The sequence below is a fragment of the Alkanindiges hydrocarboniclasticus genome, assembly GCF_001982605.1.
Classification (GTDB): Bacteria; Pseudomonadota; Gammaproteobacteria; order Pseudomonadales; family Moraxellaceae; genus Alkanindiges; species Alkanindiges hydrocarboniclasticus.
This window is the reverse complement of record NZ_MLCN01000034.1, coordinates 48,110-72,401: the sequence shown is the minus strand read 5'-3', so window position 1 is coordinate 72,401 and position 24,292 is coordinate 48,110. Positions and strand designations below refer to the sequence as shown.

General features: G+C 48.6%; 25 protein-coding genes. 19 read left to right on the top strand and 6 right to left on the bottom strand.

Features of this window, described 5'->3' with window-relative positions; genetic code table 11:
* Window positions 1-58 precede the first annotated feature (58 nt).
* Together rlmD and BKE30_RS12945 are read left to right on the top strand one after the other, a co-directional pair.
* Complete coding sequence (gene rlmD, locus BKE30_RS12950) at window positions 59-1,450, top strand: 23S rRNA (uracil(1939)-C(5))-methyltransferase RlmD (RefSeq protein ID WP_076879007.1); 1,392 nt, start codon at window positions 59-61, stop codon at window positions 1,448-1,450.
* A 67-nt stretch (window positions 1,451-1,517) separates the two neighbouring features.
* The gene (locus tag BKE30_RS12945; RefSeq protein ID WP_076879006.1) at window positions 1,518-3,824 is read left to right on the top strand and encodes a RelA/SpoT family protein; all 2,307 of its coding nucleotides are present in this window, start codon (window positions 1,518-1,520) and stop codon (window positions 3,822-3,824) included.
* 273 nt (window positions 3,825-4,097) lie between these two features.
* On the opposite strand, the gene BKE30_RS12940 is transcribed toward BKE30_RS12945, so the two are convergent.
* Window positions 4,098-4,616: a hypothetical protein gene (locus BKE30_RS12940; protein WP_076879005.1), complete on the bottom strand. Its 519-nt coding sequence runs from the start codon at window positions 4,614-4,616 to the stop codon at window positions 4,098-4,100.
* A gap of 80 nt (window positions 4,617-4,696) precedes the next feature.
* Window positions 4,697-5,470: an SDR family oxidoreductase gene (locus BKE30_RS12935; protein ID WP_076879004.1), complete on the bottom strand. Its 774-nt coding sequence runs from the start codon at window positions 5,468-5,470 to the stop codon at window positions 4,697-4,699.
* Window positions 5,471-5,554: 84 nt separating this feature from the next.
* On the opposite strand from BKE30_RS12935, the gene mazG reads away from it, so the two are divergent.
* The 11 genes from mazG to BKE30_RS12880 all read left to right on the top strand — a co-directional run bounded on the left by mazG (window position 5,555) and on the right by BKE30_RS12880 (window position 14,404).
* A complete protein-coding gene (mazG, locus tag BKE30_RS12930) occupies window positions 5,555-6,382 on the top strand; it encodes a nucleoside triphosphate pyrophosphohydrolase (RefSeq protein WP_227518405.1) in 828 nt (275 codons plus the stop codon).
* A 94-nt stretch (window positions 6,383-6,476) separates the two neighbouring features.
* A complete protein-coding gene (locus BKE30_RS12925; protein ID WP_227518404.1) occupies window positions 6,477-6,983 on the top strand; it encodes a ComEA family DNA-binding protein in 507 nt (168 codons plus the stop codon).
* Between the two features lie 163 nt (window positions 6,984-7,146).
* Window positions 7,147-8,646 (top strand): polynucleotide adenylyltransferase PcnB, encoded by a 1,500-nt coding sequence (pcnB, locus tag BKE30_RS12920; protein WP_076879003.1) that lies wholly within the window; start codon window positions 7,147-7,149, stop codon window positions 8,644-8,646.
* Window positions 8,643-9,167, top strand: a complete 525-nt coding sequence (gene folK, locus BKE30_RS12915; protein WP_076879002.1) for a 2-amino-4-hydroxy-6-hydroxymethyldihydropteridine diphosphokinase — start codon at window positions 8,643-8,645, stop codon at window positions 9,165-9,167. The genes pcnB and folK overlap by 4 nt, the downstream gene beginning before the upstream one ends.
* Before the next feature lie 113 nt (window positions 9,168-9,280).
* A complete protein-coding gene (panB, locus tag BKE30_RS12910) occupies window positions 9,281-10,099 on the top strand; it encodes a 3-methyl-2-oxobutanoate hydroxymethyltransferase (protein WP_076879001.1) in 819 nt (272 codons plus the stop codon).
* Window positions 10,100-10,230: 131 nt separating this feature from the next.
* Complete coding sequence (gene panC / locus BKE30_RS12905) at window positions 10,231-11,082, top strand: pantoate--beta-alanine ligase (protein ID WP_076879000.1); 852 nt, start codon at window positions 10,231-10,233, stop codon at window positions 11,080-11,082.
* A gap of 101 nt (window positions 11,083-11,183) precedes the next feature.
* On the top strand, window positions 11,184-12,035 hold the full coding sequence (gene rapZ, locus BKE30_RS12900; protein WP_076878999.1) for an RNase adapter RapZ: 852 nt from the start codon (window positions 11,184-11,186) through the stop codon (window positions 12,033-12,035).
* Complete coding sequence (locus BKE30_RS12895) at window positions 12,032-12,301, top strand: HPr family phosphocarrier protein (protein ID WP_026471437.1); 270 nt, start codon at window positions 12,032-12,034, stop codon at window positions 12,299-12,301. Before rapZ ends, BKE30_RS12895 begins: the two co-directional genes overlap by 4 nt.
* A gap of 3 nt (window positions 12,302-12,304) precedes the next feature.
* Window positions 12,305-12,850, top strand: a complete 546-nt coding sequence (gene yjgA / locus BKE30_RS12890; RefSeq protein ID WP_076878998.1) for a ribosome biogenesis factor YjgA — start codon at window positions 12,305-12,307, stop codon at window positions 12,848-12,850.
* Window positions 12,851-12,976: 126 nt separating this feature from the next.
* Window positions 12,977-13,321 (top strand): zinc ribbon domain-containing protein YjdM, encoded by a 345-nt coding sequence (locus BKE30_RS12885; RefSeq protein ID WP_076878997.1) that lies wholly within the window; start codon window positions 12,977-12,979, stop codon window positions 13,319-13,321.
* 153 nt (window positions 13,322-13,474) lie between these two features.
* Window positions 13,475-14,404 carry a polyprenyl synthetase family protein gene (locus tag BKE30_RS12880; protein WP_076878996.1) on the top strand — a complete coding sequence of 310 codons (930 nt, stop codon included), beginning with the start codon at window positions 13,475-13,477 and terminating at the stop codon, window positions 14,402-14,404.
* Window positions 14,405-14,498: 94 nt separating this feature from the next.
* Here the strand turns inward: BKE30_RS12880 and BKE30_RS12875 are convergent, their stop codons facing one another.
* The 3 genes from BKE30_RS12875 to BKE30_RS12865 form a co-directional block, all read right to left on the bottom strand.
* A complete protein-coding gene (locus BKE30_RS12875) occupies window positions 14,499-15,350 on the bottom strand; it encodes an SPFH domain-containing protein (RefSeq protein ID WP_076878995.1) in 852 nt (283 codons plus the stop codon).
* 34 nt (window positions 15,351-15,384) lie between these two features.
* Window positions 15,385-15,837, bottom strand: a complete 453-nt coding sequence (locus BKE30_RS12870) for an NfeD family protein (RefSeq protein ID WP_076878994.1) — start codon at window positions 15,835-15,837, stop codon at window positions 15,385-15,387.
* 162 nt (window positions 15,838-15,999) lie between these two features.
* Complete coding sequence (locus BKE30_RS12865) at window positions 16,000-16,926, bottom strand: patatin-like phospholipase family protein (protein ID WP_076878993.1); 927 nt, start codon at window positions 16,924-16,926, stop codon at window positions 16,000-16,002.
* Between the two features lie 514 nt (window positions 16,927-17,440).
* On the opposite strand from BKE30_RS12865, the gene BKE30_RS12860 reads away from it, so the two are divergent.
* The 3 genes from BKE30_RS12860 to BKE30_RS12850 are packed head-to-tail and all read left to right on the top strand — an operon-like array spanning window position 17,441 to window position 19,244.
* Window positions 17,441-18,187 carry an energy transducer TonB gene (locus tag BKE30_RS12860; protein ID WP_143253734.1) on the top strand — a complete coding sequence of 249 codons (747 nt, stop codon included), beginning with the start codon at window positions 17,441-17,443 and terminating at the stop codon, window positions 18,185-18,187.
* 16 nt (window positions 18,188-18,203) lie between these two features.
* Entirely contained in the window at window positions 18,204-18,830 is a 627-nt protein-coding gene (locus tag BKE30_RS12855) for a MotA/TolQ/ExbB proton channel family protein (RefSeq protein ID WP_076878991.1), read from the top strand.
* Complete coding sequence (locus tag BKE30_RS12850) at window positions 18,831-19,244, top strand: ExbD/TolR family protein (RefSeq protein WP_076878990.1); 414 nt, start codon at window positions 18,831-18,833, stop codon at window positions 19,242-19,244.
* 315 nt (window positions 19,245-19,559) lie between these two features.
* Here the strand turns inward: BKE30_RS12850 and gltA are convergent, their stop codons facing one another.
* A complete protein-coding gene (gltA, locus tag BKE30_RS12845) occupies window positions 19,560-20,846 on the bottom strand; it encodes a citrate synthase (protein WP_076878989.1) in 1,287 nt (428 codons plus the stop codon).
* An 818-nt stretch (window positions 20,847-21,664) separates the two neighbouring features.
* Here gltA and sdhC point away from each other — a divergent pair.
* From sdhC to sdhA, 3 genes are read left to right on the top strand one after another with little or no spacing between them, the layout of a single operon-like run.
* A complete protein-coding gene (gene sdhC, locus BKE30_RS12840) occupies window positions 21,665-22,069 on the top strand; it encodes a succinate dehydrogenase, cytochrome b556 subunit (protein ID WP_083698576.1) in 405 nt (134 codons plus the stop codon).
* Complete coding sequence (sdhD, locus tag BKE30_RS12835) at window positions 22,069-22,434, top strand: succinate dehydrogenase, hydrophobic membrane anchor protein (protein ID WP_076878988.1); 366 nt, start codon at window positions 22,069-22,071, stop codon at window positions 22,432-22,434. Before sdhC ends, sdhD begins: the two co-directional genes overlap by 1 nt.
* 12 nt (window positions 22,435-22,446) lie before the next feature.
* Entirely contained in the window at window positions 22,447-24,291 is a 1,845-nt protein-coding gene (gene sdhA / locus BKE30_RS12830; RefSeq protein ID WP_076878987.1) for a succinate dehydrogenase flavoprotein subunit, read from the top strand.
* The last annotated feature ends 1 nt before the right edge of the window (window position 24,292 follow it).

Sequence of the window (24,292 nt, the reverse complement as noted above, 5' to 3'; positions counted from 1 at the left end):
GGCTTTTATTTTAAAGCCTGCTTGCCAGCCTCGAAGATCGTTTTGAGACACACAGCACATGAGACGTAAACAGCATGGAAAACTGCGCCAGCAACCTACTTTAACCTTTAGTGTTGAAGCCTTGAGCCATGAAGGCCGTGGCATTAGCCACTATGGTGAGCAAGAAGGCCATCCCACTGACAAGACAGGCAAAAAGGTGTTTGTGGCGTTTGGTTTGCCCGGTGAAACCGTGAATGCCAAAGTGCATGAAACCCACAAAAAATATGAAGAAGCCGATTGTGAAACCATACTTGCCAACCCGTCGCCTGACCGGGTAGAACCAGTTTGCCCGCATTTTGGCGTGTGTGGCGGCTGTAGCCTGCAACACATGTATCCGGATGCGCAAATCCGCTTTAAGCAGGAAGTACTGGCCTCGCATTTCCAGCATTTTGGTGGTTTGGAGCCAGAAGCGTGGCTACCCCCGTTGCGTTCAACCCGTACTGATTATCGTCGTAAGGCACGGCTTGGTGTGCGCTGGGTCATTAAAAAAGACAGCATGCTGGTGGGCTTTCGTGAGCGCAAAAGTGGTTATCTGGCCGAGCTAAATGTCTGCAAGGTACTGGATGCGCAAATTGGCGAACGTCTGGAGCAGCTTAAGCAACTGCTGACCGGCATGGCTGGCCGTGAAAACATTCCCCAACTGGAAATGGCCATTGGCGATGAGATTGCGGGTGGCCAGAGTGTTGCCATGATTGTGCGCCATTTAAAGCCACTGATTGATAGCGATGTACAGCAATTGCTGGATTTTGCCCGTGGCGTCAACTGGCAGCTGTACTTGCAACCCGAAGGCTATGACACAGTGCACCGGATTGACCAGCCAGATGCGCCGATGCGCCTACATTATGAATTGCCGGATTTTGATGTGCGCTTTGCCTTTTCACCACTGGATTTTACTCAGGTCAATCAGGATATTAACCGGCAAATGGTAACACTGGCCTGCGATTTGCTTGACCTTAAAGCGGGTGAGCGTGTGCTGGACCTGTTTTGTGGTTTAGGCAATTTTTCCCTGCCACTGGCGCGCCGGGTTGGCCCGAGCGGTCATGTGATTGCAGTGGAAGGCAGCAGTGAGATGGTGGAGCGTGGGTTTGAAAATTCAGCATTAAATGGCATGACTAACCTTGAATTTTACGCGCAGGACCTCACAAAGGACTTTTCACACCAGCCGTGGGCCGCGCAGGGTTTTGATGCCTTGCTGATTGATCCACCACGTTCAGGTGCGGAAGAAGTCATGCATTATTTACCAAAATTTAATGCCAGACGAATTGTTTATGTCTCGTGTAATCCAGCCACCTTGGCCCGTGATGCAGGTATACTAGCGCAATCGGGCTACCGCATGAAAAAGGCGGGGGTTATGGATATGTTTACCCACACCGGACATGTGGAATCGATTGCCCTGTTTGAAAAGAACTAGGCTCGAAAAGTTGGGTTTGAAAAGCTTTCGGTCATTTGACCGTTGATGAGCACAATGGGAGTGTAGCATGGTCACCGTACGCGAAGAGTTACCCAGACGGCTAGACGATGCTGATGTTGCTCAATCCGATGAACTGGCCTTTGGCGAGATTGATCTGGAAATCTGGCTGGAACGCTTGCGTACCCAGCTGGATGGCAGTGACTTAAGCCAGCTATCGGGTGCCTGTCATCTGGTGATGGAACGCACACTGGCACAGAAAAAAGCCCATCGCTCCAATGCTTTTTCAACCGGTGTCGGCATGACCGACATTCTGGCCCACCTAAAAGTCGATGAAGACACACTGGTTGCAGCCCTGCTGTATCGGAGTGTGCGTGAAAAAATTATTAACCTTGATGAAGTCCTTAGCCTGTTTGGCGAGCATGTGGCCTTGCTGGTTAAAGGCACGCTGGCCATGGGTCGGCTGTCAGACCTGATTGAAAATAATAAACGACTGGAAGACCACTTTGAAAATAACCAGCGCGAGCATTTAACCGGCATCTACAAGATGCTGATTTCAGTGACTGAAGATGTGCGTGTGGTGCTGATCAAGCTGGCTGAGCGCACCTTTGCCCTGCGGGAACTGTCTAGTGCCTCGCGCGAGCGGCAGGAACGTGTAGGCCGTGAGATCCTGTCCATCTATGCTCCGCTGGCCCACCGTCTGGGGATTGCCCAGCTGAAGTGGGAACTCGAAGATCTGGCGTTTCGCTATCTATCGCCGGAACGCTATAAGGAAATTGCTACCCTGCTGAATGAAAAACGGCTGGAGCGTGAGCAATATATCCAGAATGTCACCCGGCAGCTTAAAACCGAACTCAGTGCGCAAGGAATCACGGCTGAAGTGACGGGCCGCGCCAAGCATATTTATTCGATTTACCGCAAAATGCGCAGCAAGGCCTTAAGCTTTGACCAGTTATATGATATCCGTGCCTTGCGGGTGCTGGTGACCGATGTACCGGAGTGCTATCACAGTCTTGGCATTGTGCACCAGCTCTGGCGGCATATTCCCAACCAGTTTGATGATTACATCACTAACCCCAAGGCCAACGGCTACCGCTCGCTGCACACGGCAGTCATTGCCGAGCACAAGTCGCTGGAAGTGCAGATTCGCACCTTTACCATGCATCATGAAGCCGAGCTTGGGGTGTGTTCGCACTTTAATTACAAGGAAGGCACCAAGCGCACTGACCAGTCCTTTAACCATCGGCTGCATTCATTACGTGCGGTACTGGAGCATTATCAGGACCGGCTGGAAGATGAGGATTCCAATCAGGATCCCAACATTGATGATATCGAACAGTTGCAGGATATTGACGGGTTTGAGCAGATTTATGTGTTCACCCGTGACGGTGATATCAAGGAGCTGCCACGCGATTCCACCGTGCTGGATTTTGCCTACCATGTGCATACCGAAGTCGGTAACCATTGCTACGCCGCGCGGGTTAACCAGCGCTATGTGCCACTCACTTACCGGCTAAAAACTGGCGAGCAGGTTGAAATCCTCACCAAGCGCGACCGCGAACCCAACCGCGACTGGCTGGTTAATTCGCTGGGTTACATTACCACCTCGCGTGCACGTGACAAGCTGCGCCACTGGTTTCGCCAGCAGGACCGTAGCAAGAATCTGGAAATTGGCCGTGATATTTTAAACAAGGAACTGTCACGGCTGGCGGTACATCCCAAAAGCATTGACCTGAGTGATTACTGTCAGGTATTCAATGTCAAAACCGGTGATGACGTATTGATTGGGCTGGTCACAGGTGATATTGGCCTGCACCAGCTCATGAACCAGATTAACCGGCAAATGCGCATTGATCAGGATGAACCGGAGCTGGTGCTCAAGCCAGCCCTAAATCCGCGTGCCAGCCATACCTTGTCTGCACATGGCATCCTGATTGATGGGCTTGATAACGTCGAGCTGCATGTGGCGCAGTGCTGTCAGCCGGTACATGGGGAAGCGATTGGCGGCTATATCACCTTAAACCGCGGTGTAAGTATTCATAAGCTGAACTGCCCGGAATATGGCCGCATGATCAAGCATGAGCCAGAGCGTGCAATTGAAGCCGACTGGGAAATGCAGCCCACCCGAGGCCAAAGTGTGCAAATTGTAGTGGAAGCCTATGATCGCCGTGGCTTGCTCAAGGATTTAACACAGGTTATTTTTTCTGATCACATCAATATCCGTCAGGTCAACACCATTTCAGAAGCCGATGGCATTGCCAACATGAAATTATTGATTGAGGTCAAAGGCTTGGCACAGTTATCACGTTTGCTTGCGCGTCTGGAACAGCAACCGGGCATCATTAGTGCCCGTCGTCTGGTGCTGGGCAACTCATGAAGCCCATCGTCTGCTTGGTTTAAAAATAAGCACTTTAGGGTAACCTTGTGGATAACTTTTGAGTTATCGACAGCAGCGTGGGATGGTTGAGGCGCGGCGATGACATTGAATTAAGCAATAATTTTCACTAAAAATTTAATTCTAAAATTATCTATATTATGAAGAAATGCTGAATACTGACTGAAATAATATAAGTTACATTAAAAAAAATTTCAGTCAGTGCTTCGCATTTTTAAAGCGTGTTAATTCAAAAATTTATATGAAAAAGTCAGCTTATGAGCACTTTTTGTGTTTTTGATAAATCCGGATATTGTCCAGATCGCTCATGTATTTCTTGCCCAAACCCAACTGGGCATCCAGATTCAGTTCAGCAGGTGTAGCGCTGGCATTCCCCAGTTGTTGTGCTGCTTGTGCATATTCACCGGTTTTGCCACCTTTATTGGCTAGCAGACTGCCCAGTGCGCCAATGGCACTACTGGCTGCTTTTTGCTGCTGGTACTGCGGGTTATTGTTCAGGCTATCAATCTGTTCGATGTTGGCTTTAACCAGTTCCAGCTCACGGCTGCTATTTAAGGCTGCAACTTCCAGAGCCGGGCAATCCATCTGGGCCAGTGTGGTGGTGGCAATAGGCAGGGCTGCAGTAGCGGTAGAGGGTGTGGCATCGGTAGTGACTTTGCCTGCACTGCTTACATTGGCTGCAATCTGGCTAATGGCATTCAGGCTATCAAAAATACCAGCATGTGCGCTGGACATGGCAAGGCCAATAGTTATTGCCAGTAAATATGTCCGCATGATGTGCTCCTGCCTGTGCAAGGTGTCGTTGTGATTATTGGCTTTAATGTATTGAAAATTAAAATATTAGTCAATCAAAACTATTCGCGTGACAGCCACTGGTTCACTTTTTCATTCACTAGCTGCGGGCTTAAGCGTGACAGGGTAAACATCAGCTTGGCAGGGAGGCCTACCGGCCAGTGCACCAGTGACAGGACAGGTGATGCGGTAGCGGCTTTATACACGGTGCTGGCTACATCGTTGGCAGTGAGGTTGACGCCCATACGCTTGATGCTGGATGCATTCATGTCGGTTACCATACCGGTTTGCACAAATAGCGGCATGATATCCATGACCCGGATGCCATATTTGTGCCATTCAATATTTAGGGCTTCAGTCAGGCCGCGCACGGCAAATTTGCTGGATGAGTAGCTGACCAGATCTGCCTGTCCATAAATTGCCGATCCCGAGGACAGGTTAATGACGCAGGCCCTTTTGGTTTGTTTTAAGTAGGGCAGTGCGCTATGGCAGCCATTCATTACACCCTGAACATTAACTGCGAAGGTTTTGGCGTGCTGGGCCAGCGGAGTTTGTTCAAACGGGCCAGAAAACAGGATGCCTGCATTGTTTAGCAATACATCCAGACGACCCGCCCATGCAAAAAAACTGGCTAGTGCTTCTTGCCATGCATCCGGCTGGGTGACGTCTAGCCAGCCTGCCAGCACCTGATCCTGCGGATACTGCGCGGCCAGCACCTGTACCGCACTGACATCAAGGTCATACAGGCCCACCCGCCAGCCTTTTTGTAAAAAAAACTGTGCAGTGGCAGCGCCAATACCAGCACCGGCACCGCTAATAAAAATGGCCTTGGACATGGCAGAACTCCTGAGAAACCGATTTAAAAATGTTTAATGTTGTGTAGCCTGACACTTTTTGTGTTTAATGCACAGGATAAACCAATGTGGTGCGAACCAGAAAAAATGTCAACCTACCAGCTTGATGACCTACTGCAAATCATGCAGCGCTTGCGGAATGAATGCCCATGGGACAAGGCACAAACCCCACAAAGCCTGACCCGCTATGCCATTGAGGAAGCTTATGAAGTCGAGGCGGCCATCCAGTCGGGCAACACTGCAGACATTCGCGATGAACTGGGTGATTTGCTGTTGCAAGTGGTGTTTCAGGCACAAATGTTTAGTGAGCCTGTTTTTGGTAAAGATCAGACCTTTGACTTTAATGATGTGGTCAATGGCTTGGCACACAAGTTGATTCGCCGTCATCCACATGTATTTAGCGAAGTAAGTGCAACCAGCCAAACTGAGGTCAACCAGTTATGGGAACAGGTCAAGCAAACCGAGCGGGTGAGTGAAGGGAAAAGCCCACGCCGCCGTCTGGATGAAGTCAAGCCGGGGCCAGCGCTGATGCAGGCACAGGACTTGCAAAAACAGGCGGCCAAACTGGGCTTTGACTGGCCGGATGTACAGGGTGCCAGGGACAAACTGACTGAAGAACTGGCCGAGTTGGAACAGGCGATACTTTCTCAGCACAAAGCAAACATTGAAGATGAACTGGGTGATTGCTTTTTTGCCCTCATCAATGTGGCACGCAAGCTGAACATTCAAAGTGAAACGGCTTTACTGGGCACGGTAGCCAAGTTTCGCCAGCGGTTTGCCTATATTGAAGACCAGTTGGCTGCGCAGGGTAAAACGCCCGAGCAAAGCAGTTTGCAGGAAATGGATGTGCTGTGGGAACAAGCCAAGATTTACCTGAACAATAATCAAGCCTGATTTTTTGAAGTTGGGTTTTATCTTGGTATTTTCTAAATATTAAATATTTTAAGCCATCAAAAACAGCAAGTTAAAATAAGAGAGAAGTAAAGTGATGATGAACAAGAAATGCAATATATCAAACAGTTATTCTGAAATCCTGTTTGTGCGGCTGGGCGTGTTACTGCTGGGCCTGTTTGTAATGACCAGTGCAGCACAAGCCGACCCACCACGTGTACTACACACCAGTTTTGACGAGTATGCCCGCCAGCAACAGCAGCATGACCAGAATCTGGCCCAAGAGCGCCCAGCAAACAACACGTCTGCCTCAAGCCCCAGTTCTGCTAACACAACAGTAAATAAAAATCCTGCGACAACCAAAAAAGCCACTACTGGCAAAACCTCAGCCTCACAAAAAAGTAGCACACCAATCAATATCAACACCGCCGATGAAAGCAGCCTGAGCAATACATTGGTGGGTGTTGGCCCGGCAAAAGCCCGAGCCATTGTGGAATACCGGCAACAAAACGGCAAATTCAAACAGCCGGAAGACCTGCTGGCCGTTAAAGGCATTGGCCCAGCTACCCTTGAGAAAAACCGTAGCCGGATTCGCCTTAACTAACAGTGTTTATTCAGGCGTTGGCCAGTAATGCATAAACAGGTATTGCTGTCCAACGTCTGGCAGTTAAGAAAAAAAACCCAAGCATAATTGCTCATTACCGGGCAACAGGCTATTATCAGCCGCATTCTTACTTGTTGCATTTGCCTTTAGGAGCCTGCCGTCTGTGCAAACTTTGCGCGCGTCTGACTATGGTTTATCAATCGCCTTATTGTCACCGGCCATTGTGGAAGTTATCGACACACTGACCAAAGCAGGATATGAAGCCTACATTGTTGGTGGAAGTGTCCGTGATTTATTGCTGGGTTTGCATCCCAAAGATTTTGATGCAGTCACCAATGCTACCCCTTCCCAGATCCGTGAAACCTTTGGCCGCCGTTGCCGTATTATTGGCCGTCGCTTTGAACTGGCACACGTGTTTATTGGCCGCGACATGATTGAAGTTGCCACTTTCCGGGCACCGCCACGGCAGGCCCAGACCAGTGCCAGTGGCATGGTGCTGCGTGATAATGCCTGGGGCACCATTCAGCAGGATTACGCCCGTCGCGATTTTTCTATTAACACGCTGTACTACCAGCCGCATAAAAACAAGCTGCTGGATTTTTGTCATGCACTGGATGACATCAAGAATAAAAAACTGCGCCTGCTGGGTGACCCGGTACAGCGTTTTGAAGAAGACCCGGTGCGCATGTTGCGGGTGCTGCGCTTTGCGGCCAAGCTGAACTTTAAAATTGACCAGCCGATTTTAAACATTCTGATCCCGGATATGACCGTGCTGTTGCGTGAAGTGTCGCCACACCGGTTGTATGACGAAAGCCAGAAAATGTTTAGTGCGGGACATTTAACCGAATTATTGCCACTCCTGATCAAGCATCATATCTGGTCACAACTGTTTGCAGATGTGCCGCAACAGGTCACCCCGTTTATTGAGCGTGCTGCGGTGAATACCGACCAGCGCATCAAGCAGGGCAAGAGTATTAATCCGGCATTCTTTTATGCGGTATTAATGTGGGAAGCCTATTTAAAGCGCCTGCAACTTTTAAAAGACAAGGGCTTACCTGATGTTGAAGCGCGTACGCAAGCAGGAATGGATGCACTGCGCCGTCAGGCGTTAAGAACGGCTATTCCTCGGTATTCGGAAAACTTTATCCGGGAAGTCTGGGAAATGCAGCCACGGCTGATTGAACCCAGAACCCGCCAGATTCCAGCGTTGGCAACCCATGCCCGTTTTCGCGCAGCCTATGATTTCCTGTATTTGCGTGAGCAATCAGGGGACACTGGCACGCAAGGTATGGGCCAGTGGTGGCATGATTATCAGGAACTCAGCACCGATGACAAAGAGCGTGCTATCCAGAAATATAATCGCCAGCTAATCCGTGACAAGCGCAAGCGGGTAGCTGAAGGTCATGGGGTTGAGGACACTGTTACTGATAGCGCAGATGATACAGATGAAGTGATTTTATCTGTTCCGGATCAGGCCTCTACCCGGCCAGCCGCGCGCCGTCGTGCTTCAAAAAATGCCGAGGTTGCCCGCGCAATTGATAACTCGCTGGATCATGCCGTGATTGCATCCGGCAAAACGGTACAAAATGCCAATCATCCCATTACCCGCCGTCGGCGTAAGCCGCGTGAGCAGTTTCAGGTTGAGATGGGCCGGAAAAAATGAGTTTGGCGGCAAATAATCTGGCGTATATTGGGTTGGGCAGTAATTTGTCCAATGACAGTGGCAATTCCAGACAAATTTTGCAGCAGGCAGTGCAGGCCTTAAACAATCTGGCCACAGGCCCGGTAAAGGTGTCTGGCTTGTACCTGAGCAAACCCATGGGACCGCAAGACCAGCCGGATTATTTCAATGCGGTTGCGGCCTTTGAAACTCAGCTCACACCACATGAACTGCTGACTGCGCTGCAACAGATTGAGCAACAGGCTGGCCGTATTCGTGTGCGTCGCTGGGGTGAACGGACGCTGGATCTGGATCTATTGCTATACGCTGAGCAATGCATTGATACCCCGGAACTCACCATTCCGCATGTGGGTATCCTGCAACGCAACTTTGTCGTACTGCCATTGCTTGAGCTTGATGCAAAGTTGCACATTGGTAGGGTGCCTTTAAACCATAGCCCTGTAGCACAGCAGTCTGATGGAATTTGCCGAATTGCTGATTCGTCCTGGGCAATGTCATCCTAGGCAGTTCGTCTGGAGCTGTTTGGTTCCAGACAATGTACAGCTAAGCCCTTGTTACAGCAGCATTAGGGTGTCCGTTTGCTGTTATTTCCTTATCTGGCCACGGAGAGTATTTCATGATTAGTCTAAGCAAGTTGCAACAGTACAAGGCAGAAGGAACCCGGTTTTCCTGCCTGACCTGCTATGACGCAACCATGGCCAAGGCAATGGAAGTGGCGCAGATTGATACCATTCTGATTGGTGATTCACTGGGAATGACGATTCAGGGTCACGATTCCACACTGCCGGTTACCGTGCAGGACATGGCCTACCATACCCGTGCCGTGCGGCGTGGCAACCAGCATGCGCTGATTATTGCTGACTTGCCGTTTATGAGTTATAGCACCTTGCCAGATGCCATTGATTCGGCGCGTCAGGTGATGCAGGCCGGGGCGCAAATGATCAAGATTGAAGGCGGTGCATGGCTGGCTGATACAGTCCGGGTACTGGCTCAGGGTGGGGTTCCCACCTGTGTACATCTGGGTTTAACCCCACAATCGGTGAATGTGTTTGGCGGCTATAAGGTACAGGCCAAAACCCGTAGTGCTGCTGACCAGTTGCTTGCCGATTGTGAAGCGGTAGTTGATGCTGGCGCTGTCATGCTGCTGCTGGAATGCGTCCCGGTACAGGCGGCAAAAGAAGTACAGTCACGGTTTGGGGTGCCTGTAATTGGCATTGGTGCCGGCCTGCATTGTGATGGTCAGGTATTGGTCATGCAGGACATGCTGGGATTGAACTTTGGTAAATCAGCGCGGTTTGTGCGTAATTTTTTACAAGATCAGTTTCACGGCCAGCAGAGCGAAAACCCGATTGTTGACGCCTTTAAAAGCTATCATCAGGCAGTTCGTGAAGGTTCCTATCCGGCGCCTGAACACACTTTTCAAATTGAGTTATAAATCTAAGCCATTTTAAAATTAAGCGGAATTAAAGCTAACGGGATAATACCGGAACAGTATTGAACGCATTATCAAGCGGTTGATTAAACATAGCCATCAAAATTAGCCAATAAGTGACAGAGTTATAAAAAATGAGAACTGAAGTAACCCTGCAAGGCCTACAGGCTGCGCTAAGCCCAATACGTCTGGCCCGCAAGAGTATTGGTTTTGTACCCACCATGGGTAATTTGCATCAGGGCCATATTGCCCTGGTCAAGGAAGCCAAAAAATACTGTGATGTGGTGGTAGTTAGTATTTTTGTCAATCCATCCCAGTTTGGTGCCGGTGAGGATTTTGAAAAATATCCCCGTACGCTGGAAGCAGATAGCCAGTTATTGGCTGATGCAGGTTGCGACATGATTTTTGCACCCAGTGTGCAGCAAATGTATGGCAATAAGCCCCAGTTGACCACTGTACAGGTAAACGACATTGCTAACGACCTGTGTGGCAAAAGCCGTCCGGATCATTTTACTGGTGTAGCCACGGTGGTAACCAAGCTGTTTAACATGGTACAGCCCAATGCTGCATTTTTTGGTGAAAAAGACTGGCAACAATTGGCAGTCATCCGTCACCTGACTACTGACCTGTGTTTTTCCATTGATATTATTGGTGTGCCGATTGTTCGTGATGAGCAGGGTCTGGCTTTGAGTTCACGCAATGGTTATTTGTCGCCTGAAGAAAAACAAACGGCCATCCAGATTTACAAGACTTTGAAAATGGTTGAGCAGGAGGTTAAATCCGGGCAGGCAACTGATCTGGATGCCATTTTGCAACGTGGCCGGGACTACCTGACCCAGCAGGGTTTTGTAGTGGATTATCTGGAAGCCCGCACGCCTGACCTGAAAATGGTGACTGACCTTGGGCAGGACATGGTGGTTTTAGCAGCAGCCAAGCTGGGTAGCACCCGCCTGATTGATAACCTGCAGATTAAGTGTTCTCACTAAATCTATACACCTAGTCTACACACTAGAAGCACAGTTTCGTATTTAGATAGACCTTGCCTGCAATTATTGCAATATCAGGCATTTAAATATCAGGGGGAAGGGTGAAAAGACTGCTGATTGTGTCCGGGCGTTCTGGCTCAGGAAAAAGCTCCGCGTTACACATTCTGGAAGATATTGGCTATTACAGCATTGATAACCTGCCGCTATCCTTGCTACCGGAAATTGTGGCCAAACTGGATCAGGAAAACCATCTGGATATGCTGGCACTAGGTGTGGATGTACGCACGCCACGTTCAGACCTGATGGAGTTTGAATCCATTTTAGAGCAGCTCAAAGAACATGGCGAAGTCGAAGTCCTGTTCCTGAATGCGCGTGATGATATTTTGCTGGCACGCTTTGGCGCAACCCGTCGCCGTCATCCGCTGGCTGACCGGCATAGTACATTGCAGGAAGCTTTAGTTGCCGAGGAAGTCCTGCTAGCACCAGTTGCCAGGCGTGCCACCCTGACGCTGGATACCAGCAGCCTGAATGTGCATGAACTGAAACAAACCCTGAGTGTCAAAATGGGTCAGGGCGACCAGATGATTCTGATTCTGCAATCATTTGGCTACAAGCATGGTATTCCGCTAGATGCCGATTTTGTCTTTGATGTGCGCCATTTACCAAATCCGCACTGGCAAGCGGCACTGCGTCCCAAAACCGGGCTTGATAAAGACGTGCAAGAATTTTTAGGTTCTGATAAAAATGTAAATGGAATGTTTGATGACATTTATCAGTTCCTGAGCAAATGGATGCCGGTATTTGCCGAAAGCCATCGACATTACCTTACTGTTGCCATTGGTTGCACTGGCGGACAGCACCGGTCTGTTTATCTGGTAAACAGACTCAGCGACGCACTTAAGCTACAATGGCCCACCCAAACCTTGCATCGGGAAATGAAGCACTGGTCATGATAGATACCACCATAGATGTCATTAACAAACTGGGTTTACATGCACGCGCCTCCGGACGTCTGATTGAGGTCACCACCCGTTATCGCTCCGATATCCAGTTGGGGCGCGGCAACAACCTGATTGATGCCAAAAATATCATGTCATTGCTCATGCTGGGTGCCGGCAAGGGAAGTACCCTACGTTTAGTCATTAACGGCCCAGATGAAGACAAAGCCTTCGAGGCGATTCGCGACTTATTTGCTGCCCGTTTTATGGAGGCAGAATAGCCCATGTCACACAAAAGTGCATCACGTAAGACGATTGAAGAAGAATGGGAAGCCCTAGATGGGAGGCCCAGCAAGACCGAGCAGAAAAAAGCCGTACAACGCTTTGCTGCATTGGGTGAACAACTGGCAAGTCTCTCAGCCAACCAGATAAAAAAGCTGCCCATTGATGAGGTGCTCAAAGATGCCTTGTTGCAATTAAGCCAGATTACGGCATTTGAGGCACGGCGCCGGCATTTTCAGCGCATTGGCAAGTTGCTGCGCAATGAAGATGAAAGTGTACTGATGGCTGCCTTATCACCACGGCAGGGGGCCAAGAAGCAGGCCCAGCTAATGCGGTGGATTGATCGCTTGATGGAGCAGGGTGATCAGGCAGTTAATGATTTTGTGCGTCAGTATCATGCGGCTGAACGACATACCCTGCGTCAGCATGTGTTGCGGTTACAGCGTGATCTGGCCCAGAACAGCGATGAAAGTAGCCAGCAACAGTCACGCCAGAAACTGGTGAATTATATTCAGCAGGTTGCCTTGCTATCAGATGAAAGCAAATAAATCCATCTAAGCCCACTAGCCTGCATTGATATGTAACTTGAATGGGTTTTCCATTTTTGTAGCGTCAAAGCAGGCCTTGGTCGCCCAAATCCCGTATAATCCCTTAAAATTTTTAGGGAATACCCCATGACTTTGCCAGCCTGCCCCCAATGCCAGTCAATTTATACCTACGAAGACGGCAGCCAGTTTGTTTGTCCTGAATGTGCGCATGAATGGAGCGCCACTGATGCAGTGACTGCCGATGAGGTGAAGTGTATTACAGATGCCAATGGCAATAGGCTAAGCGATGGTGATAGCGTAACGGTCATCAAAGACCTGAAAGTCAAAGGTTCATCGCTGGTGGTTAAGGTTGGCACCAAGGTCAAGAATATTCGCCTGCTTACTGATGCCAGTGATGGTCATGATATTGACTGCAAAATTGATGGTATTGGTGCCATGAAACTGAAATCCGAATTTGTTAAAAAGGCCTGATTGCTTTCTGGTTTAAAAAACCGGCTTGCTATAAATGGCCGGTTTTACTGGCCTGATTCAAAAATGCGGCCTGCAAAAACACAACAAATACAGATTGTTATTTTAGATAAGGCACAATCGGGTTAAAACATAAAATGACACGTGAGAAACTCCATGGTAACGCTAACCACTGAAGAACAAGACAGTTTAACGGCCGCCCGTGATCGCATCCAGTTAGACCTGCAAACCGTTCTGGACCAGCAATTATTGCCGTCGCCACTTAAGGAAGCCGTGCATCATGCCGTGATGCTGGGCGGCAAGCGGATTCGCCCGGCACTGACTTATGCCACCGCCATTATGCATGAGCCGGTACTCAATATTTCCGCCCGCCGTGCTGCCGTCGCGGTAGAGCTGATTCACTGTTATTCACTGGTGCATGATGACTTGCCTTGCATGGATGACGATGAGCTACGTCGGGGACAGCCTACTTGCCACAAGATGTTTGGTGAGGCCACAGCCCTGCTGGCAGGTGATGTCCTGCAAACCATGGCCTTTGAAGTGCTGAACAGTAATTATTTTTCACAGGATACCGAAAAAACCCCGCGTGACATGGTGGTGAGCAGCCAGCAATCCTGTGTGCTGGCACAAGCTGCCAACCGTATGGTGCAAGGCCAGATTCTGGATTTAAGTGCAGAAAACAAGACTATTAGTGAACTGGATCTGGAGACCATTCATCTGAATAAAACTGGTGCACTGATTCAGGCTGCTATTGGTATGGGGGCACTCAGTGTTGGCATTGAAATGCGCGATTCCCTATATAGTCAACTAATTGAGTTTGGCGGTTTCTTAGGGCTGGCTTATCAGGTTCAGGATGACATTCTGGATGTGACAGCCAGTACAGAGGCACTGGGCAAGACTGCGGGCCTTGATCAGCGCAACCAGAAAGCTACCTATCCGTCGATTATTGGGCTGGATAAGGCAACGGCTTTATCACAGGACTTACACCAGCGTGCATTTAATGCCTTAAAGAATTTGCCTTATAGTGCCAAGGATATGGAACCACTGGAAGGAATTGCGCGCTTCTTGTTAAACCGTGAGCGCTAATAACTGGTTGTAAACTTGATCAGCGACATAAAAAAACTACTCAGACCGGGTAGTTTTTTTTGCAGCTATATTCGGGTTTAAACACAGGCAGGAACTAGGGCTTGCCAATAAATCCGCGCAAGGTATTGAGTAAATCGGCGGGGAGTACCACGGTTTTGCTATTGGGTGACTTGGAAATCTCCTGCATGGCTTTGACATACTGCTCACCCAGAATATATGTCACCGGCAACTCTCGTTCACCAATGGCCGATGACACCAGATCGATGGCTTCCTGACTGGCTTTGGCCAATACCACTTGCGCTTCGGCATCACGACGTGAGGCTTCCAGACGGCCTTCGGCTTCCAGGATGGCAGCCTGTTTTTCACCATCGGCGCGGGTTACTGTAGCACGACGGGTACGCTCGGCGGCGGCCTGTGATTCCATAGCCTGCTGCATGGTTGGTGAAGGGCGGATATCCTGAATTTCAACTGTCTTGAGCATAATGCCCCAGTCTGCAATATCCTCAGAAATAGCGGCTTTTAATTTGGCTTTAATGTGATCACGCGAAGACAGCGCAGCATCCAGATCCATCTCGCCCACAATGGAACGCAGGGAAGTCTGCACCAGATTTTGAATGGCCCAGGTATAGTTTTCAATACCATACACGGCTTTTTCGGGAGTAACCAGATTGATATAAGCAACAGCATTCATAATCAGTACCGCATTATCGCGGGTGATCACTTCCTGCGAAGGAATATCCAGCACGATATCTTTGGTCGTCACTTTATAGGCCACTTCATCCATAAAGGGAATGACAAAGTTTAGCCCGGGATTCAAGGTGCCATGATATTTACCCAGACGTTGTACAATCCACTTATAACCTTGCGGTACCAGTCGTACCCCTTTAGCAATGGTAACTGCGGCAAAAACCAGTAGTACGAGTACCACAACAAAACTACCCGACATCTTATTCTCCTTGTTGTAACGACTTAACAAAAGCCTAATTTTTGGTAACGATCAGTTCATTACCCAGAATTTCAACCACCGTTACCCGGTCACCCACAGCCAGCTCCTGCTGCGAACGACAGCGCCATTCATCAGCACCCAGAAGTGGAATAGAAAATCGCACGACGCCGGTATGTTCAACCACTGGTGCCGCAATAATAATGCCTACCTGTCCCAGTATGGCTTCACGGGCAAGCCCTGCCTTGGTTTTATCGCGTGATAAGGGCTTGAGAAATTTAAACCACAATACCGTAAAGGCAACCGACAGGATAATCCAACTGATAAACTGGACTTCAACACCCAAACCCGGAAATATCCAGAGCAGGAGACCTACCACACAGGCGGCAACCCCAAACCATAGGGCAGTAAAGGAAGGCAGGAAAATCTCAAAAATAATCAGGGCCAGTCCCAGAACCATCCAGTACCAGGGCTGAAGGATTAAATCCATGTTTATTCTCCCGTCTGTTTTTTACTTGGCGCCATTCGATAGGGTGCTTTATTATTGTGATCATACCGCAAGCCGCCACCACATGGGCGGCCCTATGGAAAAATAAACCAAAAAAACAGCTTGGCTTAAGCGGTTATTTTTATTGATGTTACTGCTTGAAATTTAGCGGACTACCGATTGCCGGGCACGAGCAGACTGCTTAAATTGCTGAATTTTAAGGTCAATGGCAGCCAGTTGTACTTGTGCTGCGCGTTCACCTTCCAAAATGCTCTGATGGCGTGATTTTAAGTCCATAACCCCAAGATTGCCTACAGCAGGCTTAATCACCACATCGGCCTGTGCCAGTTCCTGATTAATGCTTTGCTGGCCCATAATATTCAGGGTTTGATCCAGTAAGCCCCATAGGTTGGTTGACTGTCCGGCTTTGGGACGTGCTGAGATATCAATGGCAATCACAATATCTGCACCCATGTCACGCGCTGTTTGTACTGGAATTGGACTAACCAGCCCACCATCTACATAACGTTTGCCTGCAATAGTGGCCGGAATAAATACATTGGGAATACTACAAGATGCGCGGACTGCCTGCCCGGCATTGCCACGGTTAAAGGCGACCTTTTGACCATTGTCCAGCTGGGTGGCAATGGCCGCAAAGCGGATAGGGAACTGCTGGATTGGCCGGTTCCCCACATTCTTATTCACGTAATCCTGAAGTTTCTGGCCTGCAATAAAGCCCTGCTTGCTTAAGGTTAAATCACGAATGTCGGCTTCTTCAAGTTTGAGCGCCAATTCCTGAAGTTGAAATGGTGTTTTGCCGCTGGCATACAGGCTACCCACAAAACTGCCAGCACTGGTTCCCGTAACAATCTTGGGCTTAATGCCATGGGATTCCAGTACCTTAATGGCACCAATATGGGCAAAACCCTTGGCACCGCCGCCGCCCAGCGCCAGTGCAATAACCGGTTCGCGTACTTTCACCACGGGTGTGGTGGGCGTAACAGTCTTGCTGCTTTTATCACAGCCAGCCAGCGCCACACAGCTTAATAGCAGTAGAAAAAAACGGTTTAGATAAGAATTTAAAGACAGCATAGGGGCAAACAGGTGCTTAAAATAAAGCCATTATCATAAAAGCCTAGCAGGTAAAGACAAGCGCAATTTTGTCAACTCAGCGGCTCATTGTCCTCATAAAGTCTTCAGGCTAAAACGGGGAGGAGGAGATTAGCTGAATCGAATAGACTTGTTTCATCAGTGAAGCGCTTGCTTCGATCAGGTCGATCAGTTCAGTGACAGCACGCTGAAGCAGGTTGGTGTTTTTCGATAAACCGGATAAGCATAACGAACTATGTTGTAGATTTATTTTAAAAGAAATTGAAAAACCTGTTGAACTGGTAAAGCATCCTAAAAATTAGCTACAAAATGACGTCTTGAAAAAAACTTTTACTAAACAGCATTGCAAATGAAAACACTTCTCATTTATTATACCACTTCACAAAACTTGCATACTGTGCAGGGAGCTCGATATTGCATAACAGGCAATATTTTCAACGGACGGTGTAAATCAGGCATATTTTATTGAGAAGTCCTCGCGGATGAGTAATTGTTTATGACTGCAATGATTCAGGCAGACAGCACGCCAGCAAAGAAACCCCCTGCCAGTCCTCGTATATTGGGAGCAGTGGTTATTGTACTGGTTGCGCATGTGGCAGTACTGGCTGCGCTGGCCACCATGAAGCCAATGACGCTTAATCCGCCTGAGACCCCAAAACCAGTAGAAGTGCGTTTTATCCAGCTTGAACAGCCAAAACCCAAGCCGCCTAAGCCTGAACCACCTAAGCCCGAACCGAAGCCAAAGCCAAAACCTAAAGAAGTTAAGGTGGTTAAGCAGCAGCCCAAGCCATTGCCCAAACCCAAGCCGGTACTGGCTACCCCGACTGTTTCCGAGCGGCCACAACCGGTAATTGCGCCACAGCCTGAACCTTTACCAGAGCCGATAAAGCCTGTGGTTCCAGAGCCAGCCCCTGTGCCACCACCGGTTGCCAAGCCTGAGCCAAAGCCAGCCCCACCTGCTACGCCGCAACTGGTGGAAGGGGTGTCATATATTCGCGCACCACGTCTGGAAATCTCGGATACTGACCTTAAAGGGCAATCACGCACTGTAAAACTAAGAATTTCCATTTCTGCCAGCGGCAAGGTTGACGACGTGCAGGTGGTCAGCAGCTCTGGCCTAACCGCGCTAGACCAGAAAGTATCCCGTGCCTTAAAGCGAGCCACATTTACCCCACACCGGGTCGATGGCGTTGCCGTTCCTGTTTATACCATTCAACCTTTTGTATTGAATTTATCCAAATAATGAGGAGCAAGGCTTCATGAATTTTTCAATCTACTGGCAACATGCCGATGCCATCAGTAAAACCCTGTATTTTGTACTGCTGGCAATGTCGATTGCAACGTGGTGCATTTTTATCCTGCGCGTGATGGCAACACGTCAAGCTAAAAATACTGCCGTATTAGCACTGACCCAATCGGTAGATAACCTGAAAAGCAAGTTTTCTGCATTAAGTACCGAGCAGCGCAAAGTGGTGGCCGAGCAGGCGTTGCTTCAACAAATGGCTCGCAGCCGGGTTGAGATTGAGCGTGGATTGCCGGTGTTGGGCACCATTGCTTCCATTGCACCGTTTGTTGGCCTGTTTGGTACGGTCTGGGGGATTTTCCATGCACTGGTTGCCATTGGTAACAGTGGTCAGGCTGGGCTGGCACAGGTTGCCGCACCGGTAGGTGAAGCGCTGATCATGACTGGTCTTGGTCTGGCTGTAGCGATTCCTGCGGTACTGGCCTACAACATTTGCACCCGCATGAACCGTGTGCTGATCCATGAGCTACATGACAAGGCGCATAGCGTACTGATTGAAAACCTGCTGCCGGGTGTAACCAGTCAGGACACTGTACAGCAGCATAAAGCACCAGCCAGCTCACTGGTCGGAGGGCAGGCCTAAATGTCCTTTAATCTGGGAGAAGAAAACGAGCAGGGCATGAATGAGATGAACCTCATTCCCCTGATTGATATTATGCTGGTGCTCATGATTATCTTTCTGGTAACGGCCACTGTCATGAATCCCAGTATTCCGCTGACATTGCCCAAAACGGATGCCTCAACACCGCCGCAACCCCCTGAAATTGTGTCGGTAAACATTAATGCACAGGGACAGGTGTACTGGAATCAGGATGCGGTTAGCCTTGAGCAACTGGCTGAACGCATGAACGGTGCTGCCCAACAGGCGCAAAAGCCCTCATTGCAGATTCGCGCTGATAAAGAAGCCCGTTATGACACTGTGGCGCAAGTGATGGCGCGGGCCAGCAAAGCTGGTTTGAGTGATCTGGCGTTTGTCAGTGAGGCACCTGCTTCCTGATAGCCCATGACGTTACCAAAAAAATAAAACGATATATTTGCAAAACGCGGCCTGATCATCATTTTTCAGGTCGCGTCTTTTTGTTTTAAAGGTTTTGGATTTTTGATGAGCGTTTACTAGTCATTCGCCAAGCCATTTGATTTATAGCAAAGTATTTGTTGGTAAATGCAATTGCCCGGTGGATTAAACCTTAAAGTAGCTAGCAGACAAATTAAGCATAACCACTGTCACTGTAACCACTATCGTTACAATTTCAACGCCCAACAAAAAACTCCCTTTCGGGAGTCTTTTGCATTGCAGCATTAATTTACTAAATTAGCGCTGGTCTACCTTTACAAAATCACGCTGGGTCGCGCCAGTATATAACTGACGTGGACGGGCGATCTTATAAGAGGCGCTGTGCATTTCCAGCCAGTGGCTAATCCAGCCGACGGTACGTGCCAGTGCAAAGATTACGGTAAACATTGCAGTTGGAATGCCAATGGCTTTTAGGATAATGCCAGAGTAGAAGTCAACGTTTGGATACAGGTTACGCTTGATGAAGTATTCATCACTCAGCGCAATTTTTTCCAGTTCCATTGCCAGAGCCAGCTGAGGATCATTGATACCCAGCGCAGCCAGCACTTCGTCACAGGTTTGCTTCATCACTTTGGCGCGTGGGTCAAAGTTTTTGTAAACGCGGTGACCAAAGCCCATCAGCTTTACTTCCTTGCGCTTCACTTTTTCCATGAACTCAGCCACGTTCTCAACGCTGCCAATTTCGTCCAGCATTTTCAGCACAGCTTCGTTGGCGCCACCATGCGCAGGGCCCCACAGGGCAGCAATACCGGCAGCAATACAGGCATACGGGTTGGCACCAGTAGAGCCTGCCATGCGCACAGTAGAAGTTGAGGCATTTTGCTCGTGGTCAGCATGCAGGGTAAAAATACGGTCCATGGCTTTAGCCAGTACCGGATTAACCTTATAGTCCACATCAGCAGGGGTGGCAAACATCATGTACAGGAAGTTTTCAGCGTAGTTCAGGTCATTACGCGGGTACATGAATGGCTGGCCGATGGTGTACTTGTAGCTCCAAGCCGCGATGGTTGGAATCTTGGCAACCAGACGGATTGCAGTGATTTCACGGTGCTTTGGATTTTCAACATCCAGTCCGTCATGGTAGAACGCAGACAGCGCACCCACCACACCACACATGACTGCCATCGGGTGCGCGTCACGGCGGAAACCGTTAAAGAAACGCTGAACCTGATCATGCAACATGGTGTGGTTGCGAACCAGTTTATCAAACTCGTCTTTTTGCTCGGCATTTGGTAGCTCGCCGTGCAACAACAGGTAGCAAACTTCCAGATAATCTGCTTTTTCAGCCAGTTGATCAATTGGATAGCCGCGGTGTAATAAAACGCCCTTATCACCATCGATAAATGTAATTTTGGATTCACAGGCAGCAGTTGCCATAAAACCAGGATCAAAGGTGAAGTGTCCTTGGGCTAACACATCCTTTACATCAATAACGTCTGGCCCGAGTGTGCCGCTGTAAATTGGTAGATCAATTTGTTTGCCATCAAGCGAAAGAACGGCTTTTTTGCCAGTTGCGTCAGACATTCAAAAACTCTCCTGTCCTGGTGTTATAGGATGCGATTGTGCGGAAAATCAATTGCAAGATGACCAATTGTTAAATTCCGTTAACGCCATGTAAAAAAATGCGCTATAAGCTTAGTTTGAACTAAAATTTTGTCAATCATACTTCAAGCTAAAATGCCAATTTAATCAAAAAAAGTCATCACGAATACGACTTTGGTTGATTGCTTTGCTAATTTGCTGACATATTGAGAAATAGCAGCGGATTAGTCAAAGTCACATAGCATACAATATGCCAAAGTTGTTTTTGACAATCCTATTTGTAAGCAGATTTGTAAAAAAATGCGTGAATTGCTGGTTTTGATCAAAAAATAAGACAATCTAAATAATAATTTTTGCTAACCACATAAATTATCTCACTATTCTAACCCTGTGCAACATGCCACTTTTTAGTGCATTGCCCTAAAACTATTCTTAGACTTTAGCCGCATAAATTTTACTTGACCTAATCAAAAGATTTTTTATTAGGCCTGTTCATGAGGCAATCATGATCTAAAACCCAATTGGGCCATCATCGTGCAACACTTGCAGTATCTGCCTTATAGCGTGATCCCCTCTGGGATTATACTAGGTCAAGAGGCCAATAAATGTGAAAATTGATCACATTTAAGGAAGCAATTCTCATTTGCGCTTCAAAAAAAGCCGAATTCATTTTCGCTGCCAGTTTGTAATTAAATCATAACAGCACTATAATTTCGTGTCGTTTTTAACAGGCTTAGCGCCTGTTTCGCCAGCTTTCCTTCGAATTAATACAAACTCCAATGGGAGTTTTTACCTACAGGATGCCCGCTGTGAAAAGCAACAGACCTGTCAATTTGTCCATGGGCCAAGTGTTAGCGGTAAATTTGCGCTCTCCCGTGGCTATTGCTTCGATTCTACACCGCGTGTCTGGAATCATCATTTTTTTACTTATTCCTGTATTGCTCTGGCTCTTACAGGGTTCTTTGGCTTCTCCAGAACGTTTTGCCTATGTGCATGACCAGATTTTCGGCAACCTGCTTGTCCGTTTGGTGGTGTGGGCATTTGTGGCTGGTCTGATCTACCATTTGATTATGGGCATCAAGCACTTGCTTGGCGACATCGGTTTCGCTGAGGGCCTGCAAAGTGGCCGTGCTGCTGCGACTACTGCACTGGTACTTTCTGCCATTGGTATTGTGGCGTCATTTATCTGGTTGGTGGTGCTGTAATGAGAAGTGCAACAGGTTTAACCGGTTCAGGTTCCCGTGACTGGATTGTACAGCGTCTCAGTGCTGTCATTCTGGCGGTATATACCATTCTGATTCTGGGCTGGATTTTGCTCCATCCCGGTTTTGATTACACAGCCTGGTATGGCTTTATGATGACCCTGCCCATGAAGATTTTTAGCCTGCTGGCTATTTTATCTCTGGTAGGTCATGCGTGGGTTGGTATGTGGACAGTATTTACTGACTATATTACCCCAACTCAGGTAGGTCCTTCAGCAAGTGCGTATCGTCTGATTCTGCAATGTACAACGATTATTGCAGTAATTGTGTTTATGGTCTGGGGCATCCAGATTTTCTGGGCACATTGATAGGAACATATCATGGCAGCAACTGATCTTAACAAATCAACCCCTAATCAAGATTTTACCAATATTGAAATCCTGAACTTCGATGCCGTTATTGTGGGCGGCGGTGGTTCTGGGATGCGTGCATCTTTGCAGCTGGCTGAGGCTGGCTTGAAGGTTGCTGTATTGACCAAGGTATTCCCAACCCGTTCTCACACTGTTGCCGCCCAGGGTGGTATTGGTGCGTCTTTAGGGAACATGCAGGAAGACAACTGGCACTACCATTTTTATGACACTGTAAAAGGTGGCGACTGGTTAGGTGATCAGGATGCGATTGAGTTCATGTGCCGTGAAGCACCCAAAGTGGTGTATGAGCTTGAGCATATGGGCATGCCGTTTGACCGTAATGAAGATGGCACCATTTATCAGCGTCCGTTTGGTGGTCACTCTGCCAACTATGGTGAAAAAGCAGTGCCACGTGCCTGTGCAGCTGCTGACCGTACTGGCCATGCGCTGCTGCATACGCTGTACCAGAAAAACCTTGAGCTGGGTACCCAGTTCTTTGTGGAATGGATTGCGCTTGACCTGATTCGTAACGAAGCGGGTGATGTTCTGGGTGTAACTGCCATTGATCAGGAAACTGGCAATGTGGCGGTATTCCAGGCTAAGGCAACCCTGTTTGCAACTGGTGGCGCGGGCCGTATTTTCCGTGCTTCTACCAATGCCTATATCAATACTGGTGATGGCCTAGGCATGGCATCCCGCGCGGGCATTCCATTGCAGGATATGGAATTCTGGCAATTCCATCCAACGGGTGTGGCCGGTGCCGGTGTCCTGTTGACTGAAGGCTGCCGTGGTGAAGGCGGTGTGCTGCGTAACAAGAGCGGCGAGCCGTTCATGGAACGTTATGCGCCAACCCTAAAAGACCTTGCACCGCGTGACTTTGTTTCCCGTTCTATGGATCAGGAAATTAAGGAAGGCCGTGGCTGTGGGCCGAATGGCGATTATGTGGTGCTGGATCTGACGCATTTGGGTGCAGATACCATCATGAAACGTCTGCCATCGGTATTTGAGATTGGCAAGAAGTTCGCGAACGTGGACTGTACCAAAGAGCCAATTCCGGTTGTACCCACCATTCACTATCAGATGGGCGGTATTCCAACCAACATTCATGGTCAGGTGGTTGTCCCTAAAGGTGACAATCCAACTGAAATTGTCAAAGGTTTCTATGCCATTGGTGAGTGTTCCTGTGTGAGTGTCCACGGTGCAAACCGTCTGGGTACGAACTCACTGCTGGATCTGGTGGTGTTTGGTAAAGCTGCGGGTGAACATATCATTGATTATGTGACCAAGCATCATGGTGATGACTATGCGCCACTACCAAATGCAGTGCTTGAAAACACCAACCGTCGCTTAAATGCCCTGCAAAATTCAGCAGCGGGTGAAAATGCACAGGACGTTGCGGATGCAATCCGTGAAGTCATGCAGCAACATGCCGGTGTGTTCCGTACACAGAAGCTGATGGATGAAGGTGTCAAACAGATTCTTGCGCTGGCCCCACGGGTTAAGAACCTGCATCTGAAAGACAAATCCAAGGTATTCAATACGGCCCGCATTGAAGCACTGGAAGTTGAAAACCTGTATGAAGTTGCCAAGGCAACCATGATTTCTGCAGCGGCACGTACCGAGTGCCGTGGTGCACATACAGTGGTTGACTATGAGTTGCCAGGTGATCACCCGACATATGCTAATGGTCGCCGTGATGACGAATGGATGAAGCATACGCTTTGGTATTCTGTTGACAACCGTCTTGAATACAAACCTGTGCGTCAGAAGCCACTCACGGTGGATGAAATTCCACCTAAGCCACGTACATTCTAAT

Bases quoted from the DNA above. Each gene is read 5' to 3' on its own strand.
- BKE30_RS12940 (WP_076879005.1), bottom strand. From the start codon at position 4,616: ATGCGGACATATTTACTGGCAATAACTATTGGCCTTGCCATGTCCAGC.
- sdhD (WP_076878988.1), top strand. From the start codon at position 22,069: ATGAGAAGTGCAACAGGTTTAACCGGTTCAGGTTCCCGTGACTGGATT.
- panB (WP_076879001.1), top strand. From the start codon at position 9,281: ATGATTAGTCTAAGCAAGTTGCAACAGTACAAGGCAGAAGGAACCCGG.
- yjgA (WP_076878998.1), top strand. From the start codon at position 12,305: ATGTCACACAAAAGTGCATCACGTAAGACGATTGAAGAAGAATGGGAA.
- BKE30_RS12855 (WP_076878991.1), top strand. From the start codon at position 18,204: ATGAATTTTTCAATCTACTGGCAACATGCCGATGCCATCAGTAAAACC.
- BKE30_RS12945 (WP_076879006.1), top strand. From the start codon at position 1,518: ATGGTCACCGTACGCGAAGAGTTACCCAGACGGCTAGACGATGCTGAT.
- BKE30_RS12850 (WP_076878990.1), top strand. From the start codon at position 18,831: ATGTCCTTTAATCTGGGAGAAGAAAACGAGCAGGGCATGAATGAGATG.
- BKE30_RS12880 (WP_076878996.1), top strand. From the start codon at position 13,475: ATGGTAACGCTAACCACTGAAGAACAAGACAGTTTAACGGCCGCCCGT.
- rlmD (WP_076879007.1), top strand. From the start codon at position 59: ATGAGACGTAAACAGCATGGAAAACTGCGCCAGCAACCTACTTTAACC.
- panC (WP_076879000.1), top strand. From the start codon at position 10,231: ATGAGAACTGAAGTAACCCTGCAAGGCCTACAGGCTGCGCTAAGCCCA.
- BKE30_RS12895 (WP_026471437.1), top strand. From the start codon at position 12,032: ATGATAGATACCACCATAGATGTCATTAACAAACTGGGTTTACATGCA.
- BKE30_RS12885 (WP_076878997.1), top strand. From the start codon at position 12,977: ATGACTTTGCCAGCCTGCCCCCAATGCCAGTCAATTTATACCTACGAA.
- BKE30_RS12860 (WP_143253734.1), top strand. From the start codon at position 17,441: ATGACTGCAATGATTCAGGCAGACAGCACGCCAGCAAAGAAACCCCCT.
- BKE30_RS12865 (WP_076878993.1), bottom strand. From the start codon at position 16,926: ATGCTGTCTTTAAATTCTTATCTAAACCGTTTTTTTCTACTGCTATTA.
- sdhA (WP_076878987.1), top strand. From the start codon at position 22,447: ATGGCAGCAACTGATCTTAACAAATCAACCCCTAATCAAGATTTTACC.
- mazG (WP_227518405.1), top strand. From the start codon at position 5,555: ATGTGGTGCGAACCAGAAAAAATGTCAACCTACCAGCTTGATGACCTA.
- folK (WP_076879002.1), top strand. From the start codon at position 8,643: ATGAGTTTGGCGGCAAATAATCTGGCGTATATTGGGTTGGGCAGTAAT.
- gltA (WP_076878989.1), bottom strand. From the start codon at position 20,846: ATGTCTGACGCAACTGGCAAAAAAGCCGTTCTTTCGCTTGATGGCAAA.
- sdhC (WP_083698576.1), top strand. From the start codon at position 21,665: ATGCCCGCTGTGAAAAGCAACAGACCTGTCAATTTGTCCATGGGCCAA.
- BKE30_RS12870 (WP_076878994.1), bottom strand. From the start codon at position 15,837: ATGGATTTAATCCTTCAGCCCTGGTACTGGATGGTTCTGGGACTGGCC.
- BKE30_RS12875 (WP_076878995.1), bottom strand. From the start codon at position 15,350: ATGTCGGGTAGTTTTGTTGTGGTACTCGTACTACTGGTTTTTGCCGCA.
- BKE30_RS12925 (WP_227518404.1), top strand. From the start codon at position 6,477: ATGATGAACAAGAAATGCAATATATCAAACAGTTATTCTGAAATCCTG.
- BKE30_RS12935 (WP_076879004.1), bottom strand. From the start codon at position 5,470: ATGTCCAAGGCCATTTTTATTAGCGGTGCCGGTGCTGGTATTGGCGCT.